Here is a 19,384-nt window from a genome sequence, read left to right as displayed (position 1 = left end):
GGCGGCCCCGTGGTGCCTCCCGGTGGCGCCTCCCGTGGTGTGACGGGCCTCGACGGGTCTTGACGGGCGCGCGGGCGTGACGGGCCTGCGGGCGGCCGTGGCCACGCGTGGCGGTCATGCCGTGCAGGTCATGAGGGAGCTGATGGGCCAGGCCCGGTATCCGGTCCAGTAGGCCTCGTCGCGGGCGACGTCCGCGGGCGGGGTGCGGTTGGGCTGCCAGGCCACGGTGTGGAACCCGGCCTCGACGGCCGCTTCGGCGAAGTCGGAGTGGGCCCATTCCCGGTACTCGAAGTCGACGGCCGGCTCGGTGAGGAGTTGTGCCTTCAGCAGCGGTGCGTCGCCTTCCGGCAGGCGCCCGACGATCCTGACGCCGTACGGCGACCAGTCGACGTGCGGGTACGCGCCCGCGTTGAGGACGATGGCCAGCAGACGGCCGCCTTCGCGCAGGTTGGCGCGGATGGAGCGGAACATCGCGTGCAGGGCCTGCCGGTCGGATGCGTGGTTGAAGAGGTGCACGGCCGTGGCCAGGTCGAAGGGGCCCATCTGCGGCAGTTCCGCGGCGTCGGCGACGACGTACTCGATGGCGGCGGTGTCGTGCGTGCGGGCCAGGCGGATCATCTCCTCGGAGATGTCGACGCCGACGGTGCGGCGGGCTCCGCCGCGGGCCAGTAGCCGGGTGTTGTGCCCGAATCCGCAGGCCAGGTCGAGGGTGTCGAGCCCGCGGACCCCACCGAGCGCGTCGAGCGCGCCGAGCAGGGTGTGGGTGTCGGCCGCCGAGAACGCCGCCGTGGTCTTGGACTCCACGAAGCGCTCGCCGATGGTGTCGTACTGGAACCGCATGGTCTGCCTTCCGGGGCGGGATGGGACGCGTGCGTATCGTGCCCCGGCGCGCGCCGGGCGGCCGCGCGAACGCCCTCCGCTCCCCCGGACGGGTCGGCGTTCGGGTCAGTGCGTACGGCGTCCGGGCTGCGCGGGACGCTCAGGTGCTCGGCGGCGGCGAACCGGCGGGCGGTGACCGGTCCGCGGAGCAGCGGGTGCCCGGCGCGGGCGACGCCGAGCACGGGCTCGTCGGCGAGGTGCTCCGCACGGCCCCCTGCCCCCTTGCCCCCTGCGGCGCCCCCGGCACTCCCCGGCACTCCCCCGCGGTGCCCCCGGGCTCCCCGGGGCCCGCCGGGATGCCGGTCGGGGCTTCGCCGCCGGCCCTCCACGCCCCCCGCCGCCGGGATGCACCTGCGCGCGTGCCGGGGGCATGCTGACTGTGTGACGGCGAGGACGGACAACGGCCCCGCCCGCGACGCCACGACCCGGGTGCTGGTCCGAGCGGCGGGCGAGGCGGTGCAGGCCGTCGGCGGGTTCGCGGGCGGGGTCTACCTGCGCTCGGGAACCTCGGGGCTGCTGTTGCTGGCCGCGCTGACGGGGCTGCCGGGTTCGCTGTACCGGCCGTGGTGGCGGATGCACGTGAACCGGCCGTTCCCGGTCGCCGAGGCCTACCGCAGCGGCAGGTCCGTCCACCTGCCGAACGCGGAATCGGCCATGCGGCGCTTCCCGCAGCTGATGGCCGGGTTGCCGTTCCCGTTCGGGTCGCTGTACGAGCCGGTGGGCGCGGGTACGGAGCGGTTCGGCGTGCTGTTCGTGCTGCGGCCCGCGACGCCGGACACCGGCGTGGGGACCGGCGAGGGGAAGCGGCTGCAGGCGGTCGCGGACGGACTGGCCGCGGAGCTCGCTGAGCTGGAAGCCGCCGGGGAGCCCGTGTCCTGGAACGGCGATCCGGTGCTGGTGCCGGCGCCGGGGCGGGCCCACGGGGCCCGGGAGGCCCTGGAGCGGCTCACGCAGGCGGTGCTGTCGGTGGACCGCGGAGGCAGGATCCGCCACGTCAACGCGGCCGCCGCCCGGCTCGGCGCGGGCGGGCCGGAGCTGCGCGGGCGGGTGCTGTGGGAGGCGCTGCCGTGGCTGGGGCTGCCCGCGTACGAGGACAACTTCCGTGCGGTGTTCATGTCCGGGAGCCCGGTGCGCTTCGTGGCCCGGCGGGGCCGGCAGGCGTCCGAGGAGTGGGTGTCGGTGGACCTGTACCCGGCGGACGACGGGGTGACGGTGGTGATCGGCACGGCCGAGCAGCCCGCGTCCGCGCCCGGATCCGCCGTACGGCCGGGTACGGGGCCGGTTCCCGCCGCCGACCGGGCCCCCGCGCTGTACCGGCCGGTGGCGCTGGCGATCGCGCTGACGGAGGCGGTGACGGCCCGGCAGGTGTCGGCGGTCGTGACGCAGGAACTGCTGCCGGCCTTCGGCGGCCGGCAGCTGGCGATCTACCTGCTGAGCGAGCGGCACCTGTACCTGGCGTGGGAGACGGGCTTCCCGCAGGGTTTCCTCGACCGGTTCGACGGCGTGGGGCTCGATGTCCGGCTGCCCGGCGTGGAGACCCTGACCACGGGCCGGCCGATGTTCTTCGAGTCGATGGAGCACCTGGCCGCCGCCTATCCGGGGATACCGCTCGACGCGCACGTCGGGGCGCGGGCCTTCCTGCCGCTGATCGCCTCGGGCCGGCCGGTGGGCTCGTGCATCCTCGGCTTCGACGCCCCGCGCGGGTTCAGCCCGCAGGAGCGTACGGTGCTGACGGCGCTGGCGGGCCTCATCGCCCAGGCCCTGGAGCGGGCCCAGCGCTACGACTCCGAGGCGGCGCTGGCCCGGGGGCTGCAGTCGGCTCTGCTCCCGCACCGGCTGCCGGTGCGGGAGAACGTGGTGACGGTGGGCCGCTACCTTCCGGGCACGGTCGGCATGGACGTGGGCGGCGACTGGTACGACGTGATCGAGACGGGTACGGGCCTGCTGGCCCTGGTCATCGGGGACGTACAGGGGCACGGGGTGGCGGCCGCGGCCACCATGGGCCAGCTGCGCAGCGCGGTACGGGCCTTCGCTCTCAGCGGGAACGCCCCGCAGGACGTGATGGCCGGGACCAACCGGCTGCTGATCGACCTGGACCCCGGGCAGTTCGCGAGCTGCTGCTACGTGGCCCTCGACCCGGATACGGGCCGGGCGCTGGCGGTGCGGGCGGGGCATCCGCAGCCGCTGCTGCGCCATGCCGGCGGGTGGACCGAGGTGCTGGACCTGCCGGGCGGGGTGGTGCTGGGGGTCGACCCGGACGAGACGTACCCGGTGACGCAGGTGCGGCTGGAGGAGGGGGCGGTGTTCGCCCTGTACACGGACGGGCTGGTGGAGAAGCCGGGTACGGACTTCGACGTCGGTGTGGAACGGCTGCGGTCGGCGTTGGCGGCTGCCCGGCCGTCCCCGCTGACGGAGACGGCGGACCGGCTGGTGGCCGAGGCGCGGGGCAGCGTCGAGCGGCCGGACGACATCGCCCTGCTGCTGGCGGCGCGGACGGCCGGGAACGGGGCGGTGCCCGCCGGGTGACGGCGGCCGTACCGGGGCTGCGCGGTCCGATGCCGGCTCCCCCGCGGGTCGGCGGGGCCCCGAGAGGTGCCCGTCACCGGGGGCCGGCGGGGTGTCCGCCGTCGAAGCCGAGGGTGAGGGCGGTGTTCACCAGGCCGATGTGGCTGAAGGCCTGGGGGAAGTTGCCGAGTTGGCGGCCGGCGGCGGGGTCGTACTCCTCGGCGAGCAGTCCGACGTCGTTGCGGACGGCCAGCAGCCGCTCGAAAAGCTCTCGGGCCTCCTTCTCGCGGCCGGTCATGTGCAGGGCGTCGGCGAGCCAGAACGAGCAGGCGAGGAAGGTCCCCTCACCGCCGGGCAGCCCGTCCACGGGCGGACCTACCGTGCTGTAGCGGCGGACCAGGCCGCTGCTGCCGAGTTCGGAGCGGACGGCGTCGACCGTGCCGACCACCCGCGGGTCGTCGGGCGGCAGGAAGCCGACGCGGGGGATGAGCAGGGTGGCCGCGTCCAGTTCGCGGGAGCCGTAGTACTGGGTGAAGGTGTTGCGCTCCGGGTCGTAGCCCTTCTCGCAGACGTCGGCGTGGACGGCGTCCCGCATGGCCCGGAAGCGCTCCAGGTCGCCGTGTTGCGAGGGGTCGCCCTCCAGGGTGCGCACGGCCCGGTCGGCGGCGACCCACGCCATCACCTTGGAGTGGACGAAGTGGCGGCGCGGGCCGCGCACCTCCCACAGGCCCTCGTCGGGCCGCCGCCAGTTCTGCTCCAGGAAGTCGAGGAGGGCGAGCTGGATCCGCCAGACGTGCCGCTCGGCGGGCAGTCCGGCCGAACGGGCCAGGTACAGGCTGTCGAGGACCTCCCCGTACACGTCGAGTTGGAGCTGGTCGACGGCCGCGTTGCCGACCCGGACGGGCGCGGAGCCGGCGTAGCCGCCCAGCCAGGGCAGCTCGGCCTCGGGGATCCGCCGCTCTCCGCCGATCCCGTACATGATCTGCAGGTCGGCGGGGTCGCCGGCGATCGCGCGCAGCAGCCACTCGCGCCAGGAGCGGGCCTCGTCGAGGAAACCGGTGGCGACGAGGGAGCCGAGGGTGAGGGTGGAGTCGCGCAGCCAGCAGTAGCGGTAGTCCCAGTTGCGGACGCCGCCGATCTCCTCGGGGAGGGAGGTGGTGGCGGCCGCGGCGATGCCGCCGGTGGGGGCGTAGGTGAGGGCCTTGAGGGTGATCAGGGAGCGGGTCACCGCCTCCTGGTAGGGGCCCGCGTAGCGGCACTGTCCGGCCCACTCCCGCCAGCCGGCGAGGGTCTGCTCCAGGGCCTCGTACGGGTCGACGACCTCGGGGCGGGGGTGGTGCGAGGGGTGCCAGGTGAGGACGAAGGCGACGCGTTCGCCGGGGGCGACGGTGAACTCGGAGCGGGTGCTCTTGGCCTGGCCCCAGGTGCGCACGGGCGGCTCGCTGCGGAACCACGCGGAGTCGGGTCCGGCGACGGCGACGCGTTCGCTGCCGCCCCAGCGGCGGACCCACGGGACGACGTGCCCGTAGTCGAAGCGCAGGCGCAGGGTGCTGTGCATGGTGACGTCGCCGGAGACGCCCTCGACGATGCGCATCAGGTCGGGGGCGGCGTCGCGCTGCGGCATGAAGTCGGTGACCTTGACGGACCCGCCGTCGCCGGTGTCCCAGTGGCTCTCCAGGACGAGGGTGCCGTCGACGTAGGAGCGCCGGGTGCACTGGGCGTCCTCGGCGGCGTCGGCCGGGGCGATGCGCCAGTGGCCGTTCTCCCGGTCGCCGAGGAGGGCGGCGAAGCAGGCGGCCGAGTCGAAGCGCGGCAGGCACAGCCAGTCGACGGACCCGTCGCGGCCGACGAGTCCGCAGGTCATCAGGTCGCCGATGAGGGCGTAGTCCTCGATGCGTTGCGTCATTTGTGCGCTTTTCCCGGGGACGCGCCGGCCCAATCAGCGCGGTGGCGGAGAGCCTCCCGTCTGCCGCTGCGGGGCCGCGGGGCGGGCCGCCGGGTGGTCGTCCCGACGGCCCGTTCGGCGCGGCAGGGTGCGCTAGCTGCGGATGAGGAGCGTCACGACCGCGAGGACGATGCCGAGGGCAACGGCGAGGGCGCCGTGGGCCAGGCGGTGGCCGCGCAGCACGGGCAGCGCGCGGTCGACGGCGTACCGGCCGGGGCCGGTGAGGGCGAGGGCTGCGGCGCCTGCGGTCAGGAGGAGTTCGTACTCGATGCCCTCGGGGGCGAAGAACGAGCCGGTGCCGTGCACCACGATCGCGTTGATCATGGTGCCGACGACGGCGGCGCCGGCGAGCGGGGTGAGCAGGCCGACGGCGAGGCCGAGCCCGCCGAGGGTCTCGGTCAGACCGGCGACGACGGCCATGGCGTCGCCGGCCGGGTAACCGCTGGCGGTGAAGAACTTCCCGGTGCCGCTGATGCCGCCGCCGCCGAACCAGCCGAAGAGCTTCTGGCTGCCGTGCGCGGCCATGGTGAGGCCGAGGACGAGGCGCAGCAGCAGGAGGCCGGCGTCGTGCGCGGGGGTGGAGAGGGCGAGCGGGGCGGCGGCCGGGGATGCGGCCTGCGGCTTCGTCGCGGTGGCGGAGGGGCTGGTCATGGGGGGTCCTTCCGGTCGGGCGGCCCTCGACGGAGAGGGGGTAGTTCAAATTCGAACGTGGAACGTGGCCGACAGTAGACCATTGATTCAAATTGGAACAACCCGTGTAGGCTGGACCCATGGCTGAAACGAGATGGCTGGACGATCGCGAAATGCGCGCCTGGAGGGCCTTTCTGGCCGCGTCGGCCCTGGTGAACCGACATCTCGACCAGCAGCTCAAGGACGACTCCGGGCTCTCGCACCCGCAGTACGAGATCCTCGTGCGGCTCGCCGCGGCGCCGGACCGGGAGCTGCGGATGACGGAACTCGCCAATGGCCTGATCAATTCGAAGAGCGGGCTGACCTACCAGGTCACCCAGATGGAGAAGGCCGGACTGGTCCGGCGCCGCAGCTGCCCCTCGGACGTGCGCGGGGTCTTCGCCGTCCTCACGGATGCGGGGGTCGCCCGCCTGGAGGAGGCCGCCCCCGGGCACGTGGCCGCGGTCCGCGAGGCCCTCATCGACGTCCTCACCCCCGAGCAGCTCGACGCGATCGCCGCGGGCCTGGGCGAGGTCGGCAGCCGACTGCGGGCGCAGGGCTGAGTCCGCCCCCGACGGGACAGGGCCGCGGGGACGGGGTATAGAGGGGTCATGGACGGTTCGGTCTGGCTGACGCTCGCCGCGGTGCTGGCCCTCGGGCTGGCCGCCGCGGCCGCCGTGCTGCTCGTGCGGGTCTTCAGGACGCGGCGCCTGCTGCTCGACGCAGGCATTCCACTGCGGGACAAGGCCCTGTTCTGGCTCGCCGTCGTCTACACCGTCTCACCAGTGGACCTGGTCCCGGACCCGGTGTACCTGGACGACATCGGCATCCTCCTCCTCGCCCTGCGCTCCCTCCAGGCCGCGGCGTCCGCGGTGCGGAGCGGCGGCGGGCAGGCGGGGACGAAGGAGGCCTGAGGGGGGAGCCCGCGGACCGGAGCCGCGGACCGGAGCCGCGGACCGGGGACTGTCCGAGGGGGCTGGCACGATGGGCGCATGCCTCATGACGATCTTGACGTGCTGTTCGCCTCCCCCGCCGCGCTCCTGGAGGCCGGTCCCGGCCGCCTGACGGACCTGCCCGCCACCGGCGGAGGCGTGGGCCGCGAGGTGTTCGCCCAGGCCTCCGCGATACTCGGCGACGCGGCGGTGTCGCGGGCCGAGTTCGCCTCGTGGCTCCACTTCGCGGCGAAGGCGCTGGGCCACGAGGCCTACGCCGAGCAGGTCGCCGCGGCCGAGCCGGGCATGCCCTGGCGGACGGTGTGGGCCTGGTGGCGCCCGCTCGGCGCCTACCGGGCCGCACCGAACCTCTGCGGGGACGCCTGCGTCGAGGTGTGGGACGGGCCCGACGGCCGGGTCCTGCTGAAGGTGTGGTCCCTGTGGACCCCGGAACACTGGCTGGACCCGGCCACCGGGGAGCGGTGCCCGGCACCGGCCGACGGGGAGTTCACCGAGCGGCTGGACGAGGCCGAGGAGGACGACCCGTTCCTCGCCGACCCGGACGACGAGGAGAGCTGCCTGTACCGGCCCGCCGCCTGGGAGGAACCGGTACCCCTGGGCGGCGGCCGCTGCCTGCTGTACGAGGACCGCGGGATCGTCGTCCTCGAACGGAACCCCGCCGCGGCGGCCGACTTCCCCGGTGGCGGAGCCGAGCCCGTCCGCCGGGGCACGGGCGAGCCGTGGTTCGCGGGCCCGACGGCCGGCGCGCTGCCACTGGACGCGGCCCGCCTGGCGGACGTGTTCGGCGCGGACCAGGTCCTGCGCACCCCACTGGACCGGCAGCCCGCGGCCCTCACCCACGGGCCCACCCGGGAGTTGCTCGCCACGGCGGGCCTGCCGACGTGGTGGGCCTGCGGGTCGGCGACGTTCCGCCTCGCCTGGACCGGGGAGCCCGAGCCCGATGCCGGCGGTCTGCTGCTGCTGGGCACCTTCGATATCGGGTACGAGTTCGCCGCGGTGCTCGTCGATCCGCGGACGGGCGCGGTCTCGGCGGTCCGCGAGGACGAGGGGCCGTTCCCGTTGGCCCGGGACACCGAGACGTTCGTACGCCTGCTGGAGGCCGTGTACCGGTTCGCGGGCGCGTTCTGGAGCCCGCACCCGGCGGAGGACGCCCGTACCGACTTCGAGCGCGAGGTGGCGGCCCTCGAACCGGGCGCCCTGGACACCGGCACTGCCGGCGGGGAGGCCTGGGAGCACTTCTTCGCCGGTATCACCGAGCTCAGCGTGTGGGGCTACTGAAGCCGTGTCGGGCTACTGAAGCCGTGTGGGGCTGCTGAAGCGCCGCCCGGCCGGTCTCAGCGCACGCCGCGGGGCCGGTACTGGATGCTGATGCGGGGGCCCACCGCGCGGGTGGACTTGGGCACGGCGTGCTCCATCGTCCGCTGGCAGGAACCGCCCATCACCACGAGGTCGCCGTGCCCGAGCGGCAGCCGCAGGAGCGTGGGCCCGCCGCCGCGCGGGCGGAAGGCCAGGTCGCGGGGGTCGCCGACGGAGACGATCGCGACCATGGTGTCCTCGGTGGCGGAGCGGCCGATGCGGTCGCCGTGCCAGGCGACGCTGTCCCGCCCGTCGCGGTACAGGCACAGTCCGGCGGTGGTGAAGGGTTCGCCGAGTTCGGCGGCGTAGTGCCGGGTCAGGACATCGCGGGCCTCGGTGAGCGCCGGGTCCGGGAGGGGCTCGCCCTCGTCGTAGAAGGCGAGCAGGCGCGGCACGTCCACCTCGCGCTCGTACATCTGCCGGCGCTCGGCCCGCCAGGGCACGCACTCGGCGAGCCGCTCGAACAGGGTGTCGGCGCCGGAGAGCCAGCCGGGCAGGTGGTCGACCCACGCCCCGGCCCCGAGCGCGGTGCGCTTCAGGCCCGCGAGGGAGCCCAGGCGGATCTCGTCCCCCTGGTCGAAGAGGGAGCCCTGGAGTGCGGGGAGGCCCTGGATCCTGCTCATGGGTCCAGCGTACCGCGCCATTCGAACATGCACTCGATTGACGGGAGGCGGGTAGACGGACGACGCAGTCACGCGTCGTGTCCGATCGGTGACGATGCGCGCTCCGGGCGCATAGGCTCGCCTCCGGTCCCGACCGTTCCGCCACTCCCACACCGGAGAGACGCCATGACGATGCTGATCAACAGTCCCGAGACCGTCGTCGCCGACGCCCTGCGCGGTATGGCGGCCGCCCATCCCGAGCTGGACGTCGACGTGGAGCGGCGGATCGTCGTACGGCGCGACGCGCGTGCCGGGGGCCGCGTCGGCCTGGTGTCCGGCGGCGGCTCCGGGCACGAGCCACTGCACGGTGGGTTCGTGGGGCACGGGATGCTGTCGGCGGCCTGCCCCGGGGAGGTGTTCACCTCCCCGGTGCCCGACCAGATGCTGCGGGCGGCCACCGCCGTGGACGCCGGGCAGGGCGTGCTGTTCGTCGTGAAGAACTACACCGGAGACGTGCTCAACTTCGAGATGGCCGCCGAGCTCGCCGGGGAGGACGGCCTGCGCATCGAGCGGGTGCTCGTCCACGACGACGTCGCCGTCACCGGGAACCCGGCGGAACGGCGCGGCACCGGGGCCACCCTGTTCGTCGAGAAGATCGCCGGTGCGGCCGCGGAGGAGGGCGCCCCGCTGGAGCGGGTCGCCTCGATCGCCCGGCGGGTGGCCGAGTCCTCGCGGAGCTTCGGGGTGGCGCTCAGCGCGTGCACGACACCGGCGAAGGGCAGTCCGACGTTCGACCTCCCGGACGGGGAGCTGGAGCTGGGGATCGGCATCCACGGCGAGCCGGGCCGTGAGCGGCGGCCGGTGATGCCGGCGCGGGAGATCGCACGGGTCACGGTGGACGCCGTCCTGGCGGAACTGGCGGAGGTGGGGCCGGCCGACGGGCCGGTGCTCGCGCTCGTCAACGGCATGGGGGCCACCCCGCTGCTGGAGCTGTACGGGTTCCATGCGGAGGTGGCCGGGGTGCTGGCGGAGCGGGGGGTGCCGGTGGCTCGTGCGCTGGTCGGGAACTACGTCACCTCCCTGGATATGGCGGGGTGTTCGGTGACGCTGTGCCGGGCGGACGAGGAACTGCTGCGGCTGTGGGACGCACCCGTGCAGACGCCGGCACTGCGCTGGGGCCGCTGAAGATGGAGTGTCGGGAGTTGAGCGCAGGGAGCGCGGGGAGCTTGGGAAGTGTGGGGGGTAGGGATTTGGGTGTGACGTATGCGGCAAGTAGAGGCGAGGAGAACCGGGTTGCGTGACGCAGACTTCTTCCGGCGCTGGATGGTGGCCACTGCGGAGGTGGTGGAACGGGAGGCGGACCGGCTGACCGAGCTCGACTCCCCCATCGGGGACGCCGACCACGGCGCCAACCTGCTGCGCGGTTTCACCGCCGTACGGGAGGCCCTGGAGGCGGAGCAGCCGGGAACACCCGGGGCCGTGCTCCAACTCGCCGGCCGGACCCTGATCTCCTCGGTCGGCGGGGCGTCCGGCCCGCTGTACGGGACGCTGCTGCGGCGGACCGGCAAGGAACTCGGAGAGGCCGCCGAGGTGTCCGACGACGCCCTGCGCGCGGCGCTGGACGCGGGTGTGGGCGCGGTGGCCCAACTGGGCGGTGCGGAGACGGGCGACAAGACGATGCTGGACGCGCTGGTGCCGGGGGTGGCTGCGCTGAGCACCTCCTACCCGGCGGCCGGGGCCGCGGCCGAGGAGGGGGCACGGGCCACCGTGCCGATGCTGGCCCGCAAGGGCCGGGCCCGGTACGTCGGAGAGCGGAGCATCGGCCACCAGGACCCGGGGGCGACCTCGTCGGCGCTGCTGCTGGGGGCGCTGGCGGAGGTGGCGGGATGACGGCGGGGCTGGTGGGGATCGTGCTGGTGTCGCACAGCGCGCAGGTCGCGGAGTCCGTGGCGGAGCTGGCGGCGGGTCTGGCCGCGGGCGGGCCGGTGGCTCCGATCGCCGCGGCGGGCGGCACCCCGGACGGCGGTCTCGGCACGAGCGCGGAGCGGATCACCGCGGCCGCGCGGGAGGTGGACCGGGGGGCGGGTGTCGCGCTGCTCGCCGACCTGGGCAGCGCGGTGCTGACGGTGAAGGCCCTGCTGGCGGACGAGGAACTGCCACCGGGTGCACGGCTGGTGGACGCGCCGTTCGTGGAGGGTGCGGTGGCGGCGGTGGTCGCCGCGTCGGCGGGCGCGCCGATCGACGCCGTGGCGCTGGCCGCGTCGGAGGCGTACACGTACCGCAAGACCTGACCCCGAACCTCCGCACCGCGGTCGCCGGCCCCGCGCCCCTACGCGCTCGGCCGGACCGCCCCGCCCGGCCCCGCCCACGGGCGGCCCGCACGCCCGTGCACCTGCGGGCCCGGGCCGGTGCGAGCGGACCGTTGCCCGGGCCGGTCCGGGGTCGTGGGCCGGGCGTGGGTTCGGTCAGCGGCCTCGGAGGGACTGGAGTTCGCGGCGGTCACGCTTGGTCGGGCGGCCCGTGCCGCGGTCGCGGATGCCGACGGCGGCGGCCTCGACGGCCGTCGGGGCGGGCGGGCTGTTGTCGACGAAGCACTCGGCGGCCACCGGCGCGCCCACCCGCTTCGTCACCGGCCGCTTGACCACGACGACGCGCTCGCGCCCCGCGTGGAACAGCCGCACCTCGTCACCCGCCTTCACCGACTGGGCCGGCTTCGCACGCTCCCCGTTGACCTTCACGTGCCCCGCCCGGCAGGCGGTCGCCGCGATGGAGCGGGTCTTGGTCAGACGGACCGACCAGATCCAGGCGTCCACCCGTGCGGTTCCCGTTTCGGTTGTTTCAGCTGCCATCCCTCGACTCTAGCGAGCCGTCGCCCTGCAAGCGGGTCATATTTCGGCGGAACCGCCAACCCGCGAGGCATCTGCCATGTAGATCATCCCAAGAGAATTGCAAATGCGCGGCGCGTGCCCCTACCTTGTCGCACATGCAGTCCTACACCATCGGCCAGGCGGCGCGTCTGCTGGGCGTCAGCCCGGACACCGCACGCCGCTGGGCCGACGCCGGCCGGGTCGCGACCCATCGCGACGAGGCCGGGCGACGGCTGATCGACGGCCGTGACCTGGCCGCCTTCTCCGTCGAGGTCGGCCAGGGCGCCCACACCGAGGACGGCGAGCCCTGCACCTCGGCCCGCAACGCCTTCCCGGGCATCGTCACCGCCGTGACCCTCGGCGACGTGTCCGCCCAGGTCGAGATCCAGGCGGGCCCGCACCGCCTGGTCTCCCTGCTCACCCGCGAGGCCGTCGAGGAACTCGGGCTGGCCGTCGGCATGCGGGCCACCGCCCGCGTGAAGTCGACCAGCGTGCACATCGACCGCGGTTGACCGGCGCCCCGGTCCCCCTCGCGCCCGTCCCGTTCCGCCCCGCCTGCCCCGCCCGCCCGCCTGCCCTGCCGCGCCCCCTTTCGTCCCTTGCCGTCGCCCGCTCCGCCGTCACCGGCGCGGGTCGCCACGCCGTGCAGCCGGCCCGTCCGGCTGCCCGACCCGACCGAGGAGCACCAGTCATGTCCCTTCCCGTGAACCGCCGCAGCACCCTGGTCGCGGCCCTCGCCGCAGCCCTGCTCGTCCCCGGCCTGGCCGCCTGCGGCAGCAGCGAGCCGAAGGCCGCCGACGGCGGCTCCGGCGCGAGCGCCACCGCCACCGCCTCGTCCGGTGCCGCGCCGAAGGCCGCGAACCTGACCGTCCTCGCCGCTTCCTCGCTGACCGACGTGTTCAAGACCGCGGGTGCCGCGTACGAGAAGGCCCACCCCGGCACGAAGATCACCTTCTCGTTCGCGGGTTCCCAGGAGCTCGCCGCGCAGGTCAAGCAGGGCTCCCCGGCCGACGCGCTCGTGACCGCCGACACCAAGACCATGGACGGCCTGGAGGGCGAGACCGGCGAGCCGTCGATCATCGCGAAGAACCGCCTGGTCATCGCGACCGGCAAGGGCAACCCGTTCAAGATCGCCGCCCTCAAGGACCTCGCGGACACCAAGGTCAAGGTCGTGCTCGCCGCGCCCGAGGTCCCGGTCGGCCGCTACGGCAAGCAGATCCTCGACGCCCAGAAGGTCGAGGTGAAGCCGGTCTCCCAGGAGCCGAACGTCCGCGCCGTCCTGAGCAAGGTCGAACTCGGCGAGGCCGACGCCGGCCTGGTCTACAAGACCGACTCCGCCAAGTCCGCGGACAAGGTCGAGACCGTGGAGATCCCGGACGAGCAGAACGCGGTCGCCTCGTACCCGGCCGCCACCCTCAAGCAGTCCAAGAACGCCGAGGCCGCGGCCGCGTTCGTCGCCTGGCTGAGCAGCCCGGAGGCGCAGAAGATCCTCCAGGACGCGGGCTTCCAGAAGGCCTGAGCCGGTACCCCCGCCGGGCTCCGCACCCGGCCCGTGCCCCGGTCTCGCGCCGCGCGCACGCCGACTCGGGCTCTCCTTCCCGGGCTCACCGGTCCGGCTCCGCCGCCGTGCCGTTCCGGGCGCCGTCGCGCTCCCGTCCCCGTACGCTTCAGCCAGGAAACCGCATGAGCAGACGCCCCTCCGGAGCCCGCGCCGGCACCCGCACCCGTGCCCGTACCCGCACACGGCCGCCCGTCGCCCTCGCGCTGCCCGCGCTCGTCGCCGTCGCCTTCCTGCTGCTCCCCCTCGTCGGCATCCTCGCCCGCACCGAGTGGAGCGAGCTCGGTGCGCACCTCACCAGCCCCGGCGTCGTCGAGGCGCTACGGCTCTCGCTCGTGGTGTCGTTCTGGGCCCTCGGCCTCTCGCTGCTCCTCGGGGTGCCGCTCGCCTGGCTGCTGGCCCGCATCGAGTTCAAGGGCAAGGCGTTCGTCCGCTCGCTGGTCCTGCTGCCGATGGTGCTCCCACCGACCGTCGGCGGTGTCGCGCTGCTGCTGGGCTTCGGGCGGCGCGGCCTGCTCGGGCCGTGGCTGGAGAGCACCTTCGGGATCACCCTCCCCTTCCACACCTCCGGTGCCGTCCTCGCGGCGACCTTCGTGGCGATGCCGTTCCTCGTCATCAGTCTGGAGGGCGCGCTCGGCGGCCTGAAGCGCAGCTACGAGGACACCGCCGCCTCGCTCGGCGCCTCGCCGGTGCGGGTGTTCTTCACCGTGACCATGCCCATGGTCGGCCCCGGTCTGGTCGCCGGTGCCGCCCTGACCTGGGCGCGGGCCCTCGGTGAGTTCGGCGCGACCATCACCTTCGCCGGGAACCTGCCCGGCACCACGCAGACCCTGCCGCTCCAGGTCTACCTGCTGCTCCAGGACAGCCCGGAGGCCGCGACCTCCGTCTCCCTGTTGCTCGTCGCGATCGCCATGGCCGTACTGATCGCCCTGCGCGGGCGCTGGGCCGGCGCCCCGGCCGCCGCCCACACGGCCGGCGCGGCGGGTCTTGCGGAGCCCGGGGCGGCCGGGGAGGTCCCGTCGGTGTCGCCGTCGGGTGCGGCGCCGGCCGGAGCTGCGCGAGCGCAGGCAGACGCAGACGCAGACGCAGAGGCATACGCAGACGAGGGCGCGGCCGCAGGTGCCGGGGATCCGCACGGCGGGGGGCGCTGGCCCCTGCACGCCGCCGTCACCGGCTTCACCGAGCTCACCCTCGACGCCCCGCCCGGCACCACCATCGCCGTCGTCGGCGAGAACGGCGCAGGCAAGACCACCCTGCTGCGCGCCCTGCTCGGCCTGACCCCGCGCGCCGACGCCGAGCTCCGGCTCGGCGACACCGACGTCACCGCGCTGCCCCCGCACCGACGCCAGGTGGCCTGGGTTCCTCAGGACGGCGCCCTGTTCCCGCACCTCAGCGCCCTGGCCAACACGGCGTACGGGCTGCGGGCGCGCCGGGTGCCGCGGGCCGAGGCGCGCCGCGAGGCCCGGCTGTGGCTGGACCGGCTCGGGGTCGGCCACCTCGCCCACCGCAAGCCCGGCCAGCTCTCCGGCGGCCAGGCCCAGCGGGTCGCCCTGGCCCGGGCGCTCGCCGCCCGGCCGCGGCTGCTGCTGCTCGACGAGCCGCTGGCCTCCCTCGACCAGGCCACCCGCGCCCACGTCCGGCACATGCTGCGCACGCACCTGGCCGGCTTCGGCGGGGTCTGCCTGATCGTCACGCACGATCCGGTCGAGGCGGTGTCGCTGGCCGACCGGGTGCTCGTCCTCGCCGACGGGCGCGCCCTGCAGGACGCGCCGCCCGCCGAGGTGACCCGCCATCCGCGGTCCCCGTGGGTGGCCAGGATGCTGGGCCGCAACGCCTGGGTGGGCGCCGCGTCCCCCGAGGGGCTCGCCCTGCCGTCCGGGGGCCGACTGGTGGTGGCCGAGGCGCTGCCCGAGGGCGCCGAGGCCCTCGCGATCATCGGCCCGGAGGCGGTGTCCGTACACCGGGACAGGCCGAGCGGCAGCCCCCGCAACGTGTGGCCGGGCACCGTACGGGAGATCACCTCGGTCGGCAGCCGGCTGCGCGTGCTGGTGGGCTCCACCGAGGTGCCGGACCTGGTCGCGGAGATCACCCCCGAGGCGGCCGCCGAACTGGGCCTGGCCGACGGCTCCGCGGTGTGGACGAGCGTGAAGGCCACCGAGGTGACGCTGGTCCGGCTGTGACGCCGTCAGACGGTGGGGACCGTCACGCGGTGGGGACCTGTGAGGCGGTGACCTTTGCGGTCAGGGCGTCGAGGTTGTCCATGGCCCGCCCGACGCGCTGCTCCAGGGTGAGCGTCTCCTCGGGCCGGCCGCCCCGCAGCTTCGGCTGCCGCTTGCCGCGCAGGTAGAGGGAACAGGCGAGGTCCGCGCACACGTAGAAGCCGACGCTGTTGCCCTCCCGGCCGCGCTGGCCGGCGAGGGGGGCGACGAGGAGGGACACGCCCGAGGCGGCGTGCCCGGTCAGGCATATCTGGCAGACGCTGGACTTCAGGGCACTGGTGCGGTTCGCGCCCGGGACGCGCAGGCTGATGCCGGTGACGGACCCGTCGGCCGCCCGGCGTACGAGGTGGGCGCGCAGCGGAGCGCCCGGGTCGATCCAGCCGAGGAAGTCGAGATCCTCCCAGGGGAGAGCGTCGAAGTCCGGCGGCAGCTTCAGCCGGGCCGCCTCTCCCTTGGTGCAGTTCACGAAGGACGAACGGATCTGCTTCTCGGTCAGTGGTTCCATGGGGCACCACGCTACGTGGCGGTACGCACCGGGTTCATCCGGTTTTCTCCCGGCGAAGGCGTCGCCCCCCACGAGGACCGGCCGACGGCCGGGACCTCGACCGGGGCCACCCCCTCCGAGCGGCCGACGCCGCGGGCGGGGGCCGGGGCCGGGGCGCCGACGGTGACGAGCGCGGCGCGCTTGCCGCTGCCGCGCCGGAACTCGGCGAGCAGCCGCGCCGCCGGCGCCTCCTCCTTCCGGTCGACGTTCTGCGGCGCAGGGCGCCGTACGACGGCCAGCGCGCCGGTGTCCGGCTCCTCGGCGGCTTCGGTGGTTCGGGGGACGGCCTCGACCGCGAACCGCCAGGGCCGGGCCCTGACCGCGGCCTCGCCGGCCGGCATCGGATCCCGGCCGGCGTTCGACACCCGTGCAGCATCGCCCGCCCCACCCCGCCCTCGGCCCAACCCCCTGGCCCCGCCCCGGAGTCCACGCGTCCGGCCGCCGCCCGTCGGCTGCCCGGCGGCGCGTACGACTGCCTGCGACTCGCGGTTCCGCATGCGGACGGGTCACGGCGTCAACCGGTCGCACGGCTGCGGCATCTGACGCATCCCCGGGCCGGTGGGGTCGCGCATGCGGCCACCGACGACGAGCAGCGAGGCCGTGCCGGGAACGGCCGGGGTGGACGCAGGCCGCTCCCCGGACCTGTGGGGTCTTCGGACGTGCGGCTACGGGGTCGGCGGTGGGGGGTTCGGAACGGTGAACTCGCACCAGACGCACTTGCCGCCGCCCCGGGGTTCGACACCCCATTCCCGGGCCAGGCGTTCCACCAGCAGCAGGCCGCGGCCCGACACCGCCCAGTCGCCCGCTTCCCGCCGGTGCGGGAGGGCGCTGCTGGAGTCCTCCACCTCGACGCGGATGCGGCCCTCCGCGGTCATGCGGAGGCTGACGTGGCCGCCGCCCTCCGTGTGCACGAGTGCGTTGGTCATGAGCTCGTCCGCCGCCAGCTCGATCTCGTCCGTCATCTCCTCCGCGCCCCAGGCCGCCACGGCCGCCCGGATCAGGTGCCGGGCCGTCGCCGGTCCGTCGGGGTCGCCGGGGGCGAGCCTCAGCCGCAGGGGGCCGCCACCGCGCGGGGTGGGGGTGCCGCGGCGACGGAGCAGGAGCAGGGCCATGTCGTCCGGGCCGCCCTGGCCGCTGCCGAGGTTGCACAGGGTGTCGGCGAGTTCCTCCACGTCGACCGGCCCGGCGCAGACCGCTTCCATGAGGGCGCGCATGCCGTCCTCGCGGTCCTTGGTGCCGGGCAGTTCCAACAGGCCGTCCGTGCACAGCACGAGCGTGTCGCCGGGGTGCAGTTCGAGGCTGGTGACGGGGTAGCCGGTACCACCGCCCGCACCACCGGCACCGCTCCCGCCGCCCCCGTCGCCCCGCGGCGGTCCGTTCAGCGGGAGTCCGAGCGGTGCCCCTCCGGCCACCGGGACGTGGTGGCAGGTGCCGTCGCCGCGCCGCACCACCGGGTCGTGGTGGCCGGCGCGTACCAGCTGCAGCATGCCCGTGACCAGGTCCATCTCGGCGTAGGTGCACGCGGCGAGGCGGTCCGTTGCCAGGTCCCGGAGGAAGGCGGAGGCGCGGGCCATGGCAGCGTCGGGGGTGTGGCCCTCGGCGGCGTAGGCGCGCAGGACGATCCGCAGCTGGCCCATGATCACGGCCGCATCGGTGTCGTGCCCCTCGACGTCGCCGATCATGACCCCGACGCGTCCGTCGCCGAGCGGGACCACGTCGTACCAGTCGCCGCCGACCTTGCGTCCGGCCCGGGCGGCCCGGTAGCGGACGGCGATCAGCGTCCCGGGCACGTCCGGGATCCGGCGCGGCAGCATGGCCCGCTGGAGGCCCTCCGCGAGGTCGTGTTCCTGCTCGAAGAGGATGGCGCGCTGGAGGCTCTGCGCGATGCCGCTGCCCAGCGCGACGAGCACGTTGTGCTCCTCATCGGTGAAGTCGCCGTCCCGCTCGTACAGCAGCCCGAGTGCACCGATGGCCCGGCCCTGGGCGATCAGCGGCAGGTAGACCCCGCTGTGCACGGCCAGCGGCTCGATGTACTGCCACAGTTCGGGGTAGCGGCCGCGGAACTCCTCGCGTGACGCGATGAAGACCGGCTGGAGGTTCCGGACGGCCTCGCTCATCGGGAACCGCGCGTCGATGCGGGTGTATTCGAGCTCCGGTACGTGGGTGCCCAACCGCCCCTCGGCGACCAGGTGGATGCGGCCGCCGTCGACGATGCCGAGCATCACGCTGACGGCGCCGAGGTGGCTGAGCGCCTCGGGGTCCTTCAGGACGTCCGTCACGTCGTTGACGGTGCGGGCGTGGGCCAGGATGGCGGTGGTGCGGTCGACGACGCCCGTCATCCGGCGCCGCCCCTCGGCCCGCTCCCCGCCGGCGCCGGGGTCGCCCGGGTCGTGGGCGGCGTCGCGGAGGATGCCGATGATCCGGTACGGGCGGCCGGCCTGGTTGCGCAGGATGTGGCCCTGGATGTGGGCCCACGCCCGGGATCCGTCGCGCCGCCGGATGCGCACGTACGCCCCGTAGTGGCTCCGCCCGTCCTTGAGTGCCTGGGCCACGCGGGCGTCGAGCCGGGCCTCCTCGGGCGGGGCCATGCGTCTGCGCAGCCCGGCAGGGGTGCCGCTGAACTCGTCCGGGCGCAGGTCGAGCACTCCGAGGGCGGTGGAGTCCAGGTGCATCCGCCCGCTGTCGAGATCCCAGTCGAAGGTGCCCATGTGGTTGAGCGCGAGGCTCATGTCCGGTTGTGCGGGCCAGTCGACCTCGGGGCTCGTTCCCCTTTCGGCCATGCAGCCAGGGTCTCACCAAACGACGCCGCGCGCGGGTGCGGCCGGGGCGGGAGTGGACGCGGTGGAGGTGCTCACGCCGGGCCCGGTGCGGCTGGGCACGCGCTGGCGGGAGACCCTGCGGATGTTCGGCAAGCAGGCCGCCGAGGAGACGTACGTGACGGTGTCCGACCCGTCGGAGCGGTACGTCGCCGAGGCCGACGCCCCGGGCGTGCACCACGCGTCGGAGTTCCGGCTCGACGGGCGGTCCCCGGGCCGGACGGTGGTACGGATGACGTCCTCGACGGCTCCGGCGGCGAGCGGGAGGCGCCCGGGCCTCTTCATGCGGCTGCCGAACCGGCTGGGGGCGAGGGCCGTGGCCAAGGCCGTGACGAAGGACCTGGCGGACGTGGCGGCCTGGGTCGAGCAGGATGCGGGCCCGGGCGCGGGCCGGGGCCGAGCCGCGCCGGGCTGGCGAGGGCGGGAGTCAGTAGGGGCCGCCGCCCGCGGCGCGCTGGGCGGGGGCGGCGG

Annotated in this window: 19 protein-coding genes; 10 read left to right on the top strand and 9 right to left on the bottom strand. The window is 74.9% G+C overall.

The window, feature by feature from the left end; all coding sequences use genetic code 11:
* Positions 1-114: 114 nt before the first annotated feature.
* The gene (locus ACSHWO_RS30035; protein ID WP_438316750.1) at positions 115-840 is read right to left on the bottom strand and encodes a class I SAM-dependent methyltransferase; all 726 of its coding nucleotides are present in this window, start codon (positions 838-840) and stop codon (positions 115-117) included.
* A gap of 384 nt (positions 841-1,224) precedes the next feature.
* Between ACSHWO_RS30035 and ACSHWO_RS30030 the strand changes: the two genes are divergently transcribed.
* On the top strand, positions 1,225-3,405 hold the full coding sequence (locus tag ACSHWO_RS30030) for a SpoIIE family protein phosphatase (protein ID WP_438316747.1): 2,181 nt from the start codon (positions 1,225-1,227) through the stop codon (positions 3,403-3,405).
* Positions 3,406-3,478: 73 nt separating this feature from the next.
* Here ACSHWO_RS30030 and ACSHWO_RS30025 read toward each other — a convergent pair whose 3' ends face one another.
* Positions 3,479-5,290 carry a glycoside hydrolase family 15 protein gene (locus ACSHWO_RS30025; RefSeq protein ID WP_438316744.1) on the bottom strand — a complete coding sequence of 604 codons (1,812 nt, stop codon included), beginning with the start codon at positions 5,288-5,290 and terminating at the stop codon, positions 3,479-3,481.
* Between the two features lie 132 nt (positions 5,291-5,422).
* Positions 5,423-5,980 (bottom strand): DoxX family protein, encoded by a 558-nt coding sequence (locus tag ACSHWO_RS30020; RefSeq protein WP_438316741.1) that lies wholly within the window; start codon positions 5,978-5,980, stop codon positions 5,423-5,425.
* Between the two features lie 119 nt (positions 5,981-6,099).
* On the opposite strand from ACSHWO_RS30020, the gene ACSHWO_RS30015 reads away from it, so the two are divergent.
* The 3 genes from ACSHWO_RS30015 (at position 6,100) to ACSHWO_RS30005 (ending at position 8,229) form a co-directional block, all read left to right on the top strand.
* Positions 6,100-6,561, top strand: a complete 462-nt coding sequence (locus ACSHWO_RS30015; protein ID WP_361090111.1) for a MarR family winged helix-turn-helix transcriptional regulator — start codon at positions 6,100-6,102, stop codon at positions 6,559-6,561.
* 48 nt (positions 6,562-6,609) lie between these two features.
* Complete coding sequence (locus ACSHWO_RS30010) at positions 6,610-6,912, top strand: YkvA family protein (protein WP_361090108.1); 303 nt, start codon at positions 6,610-6,612, stop codon at positions 6,910-6,912.
* Positions 6,913-6,990: 78 nt separating this feature from the next.
* Positions 6,991-8,229, top strand: coding sequence for an SUKH-4 family immunity protein (locus ACSHWO_RS30005; protein ID WP_438316737.1), 1,239 nt, complete (start codon positions 6,991-6,993; stop codon positions 8,227-8,229).
* Between the two features lie 56 nt (positions 8,230-8,285).
* On the opposite strand, the gene ACSHWO_RS30000 is transcribed toward ACSHWO_RS30005, so the two are convergent.
* Complete coding sequence (locus ACSHWO_RS30000) at positions 8,286-8,930, bottom strand: alpha-ketoglutarate-dependent dioxygenase AlkB (RefSeq protein WP_438316734.1); 645 nt, start codon at positions 8,928-8,930, stop codon at positions 8,286-8,288.
* A gap of 165 nt (positions 8,931-9,095) precedes the next feature.
* Here ACSHWO_RS30000 and dhaK point away from each other — a divergent pair, with 165 nt between their 5' ends.
* The 3 genes from dhaK to ACSHWO_RS29985 all read left to right on the top strand — a co-directional run bounded on the left by dhaK (position 9,096) and on the right by ACSHWO_RS29985 (position 11,200).
* Complete coding sequence (dhaK, locus tag ACSHWO_RS29995) at positions 9,096-10,094, top strand: dihydroxyacetone kinase subunit DhaK (protein WP_438316731.1); 999 nt, start codon at positions 9,096-9,098, stop codon at positions 10,092-10,094.
* Positions 10,095-10,202: 108 nt separating this feature from the next.
* Positions 10,203-10,799 (top strand): dihydroxyacetone kinase subunit DhaL, encoded by a 597-nt coding sequence (gene dhaL / locus ACSHWO_RS29990; protein ID WP_438316728.1) that lies wholly within the window; start codon positions 10,203-10,205, stop codon positions 10,797-10,799.
* On the top strand, positions 10,796-11,200 hold the full coding sequence (locus ACSHWO_RS29985; protein WP_361090093.1) for a PTS-dependent dihydroxyacetone kinase phosphotransferase subunit DhaM: 405 nt from the start codon (positions 10,796-10,798) through the stop codon (positions 11,198-11,200). The genes dhaL and ACSHWO_RS29985 overlap by 4 nt, the downstream gene beginning before the upstream one ends.
* A gap of 174 nt (positions 11,201-11,374) precedes the next feature.
* Here ACSHWO_RS29985 and ACSHWO_RS29980 read toward each other — a convergent pair whose 3' ends face one another.
* On the bottom strand, positions 11,375-11,758 hold the full coding sequence (locus ACSHWO_RS29980; RefSeq protein WP_385834860.1) for an RNA-binding S4 domain-containing protein: 384 nt from the start codon (positions 11,756-11,758) through the stop codon (positions 11,375-11,377).
* Between the two features lie 134 nt (positions 11,759-11,892).
* Here ACSHWO_RS29980 and ACSHWO_RS29975 point away from each other — a divergent pair, with 134 nt between their 5' ends.
* The 3 genes from ACSHWO_RS29975 (at position 11,893) to ACSHWO_RS29965 (ending at position 15,514) form a co-directional block, all read left to right on the top strand.
* Positions 11,893-12,288, top strand: coding sequence for a TOBE domain-containing protein (locus ACSHWO_RS29975; protein ID WP_438316724.1), 396 nt, complete (start codon positions 11,893-11,895; stop codon positions 12,286-12,288).
* Between the two features lie 179 nt (positions 12,289-12,467).
* Complete coding sequence (modA, locus tag ACSHWO_RS29970) at positions 12,468-13,295, top strand: molybdate ABC transporter substrate-binding protein (RefSeq protein WP_438316721.1); 828 nt, start codon at positions 12,468-12,470, stop codon at positions 13,293-13,295.
* A gap of 164 nt (positions 13,296-13,459) precedes the next feature.
* Positions 13,460-15,514, top strand: coding sequence for an ABC transporter permease (locus ACSHWO_RS29965; protein ID WP_438316718.1), 2,055 nt, complete (start codon positions 13,460-13,462; stop codon positions 15,512-15,514).
* A 22-nt stretch (positions 15,515-15,536) separates the two neighbouring features.
* On the opposite strand, the gene ACSHWO_RS29960 is transcribed toward ACSHWO_RS29965, so the two are convergent.
* From ACSHWO_RS29960 to ACSHWO_RS29945, 4 genes are all read right to left on the bottom strand, one after another.
* A complete protein-coding gene (locus ACSHWO_RS29960; RefSeq protein ID WP_361090078.1) occupies positions 15,537-16,058 on the bottom strand; it encodes an FBP domain-containing protein in 522 nt (173 codons plus the stop codon).
* Between the two features lie 11 nt (positions 16,059-16,069).
* Positions 16,070-16,462, bottom strand: a complete 393-nt coding sequence (locus ACSHWO_RS29955; protein WP_438316715.1) for a hypothetical protein — start codon at positions 16,460-16,462, stop codon at positions 16,070-16,072.
* Positions 16,463-16,762: 300 nt separating this feature from the next.
* On the bottom strand, positions 16,763-18,877 hold the full coding sequence (locus tag ACSHWO_RS29950; RefSeq protein WP_438316712.1) for a SpoIIE family protein phosphatase: 2,115 nt from the start codon (positions 18,875-18,877) through the stop codon (positions 16,763-16,765).
* Positions 18,878-18,889: 12 nt separating this feature from the next.
* A complete protein-coding gene (locus ACSHWO_RS29945; protein WP_438316709.1) occupies positions 18,890-19,198 on the bottom strand; it encodes a hypothetical protein in 309 nt (102 codons plus the stop codon).
* Positions 19,199-19,384 lie beyond the last annotated feature (186 nt).

It is taken from the genome of Streptomyces pallidus (ex Mingjun et al. 2026), from assembly GCF_051550185.1.
GTDB lineage: Bacteria > Actinomycetota > Actinomycetes > Streptomycetales > Streptomycetaceae > Streptomyces.
Note: the sequence above shows the minus strand (reverse complement) of the source record. Positions and strands in the feature narration are given on the sequence as shown.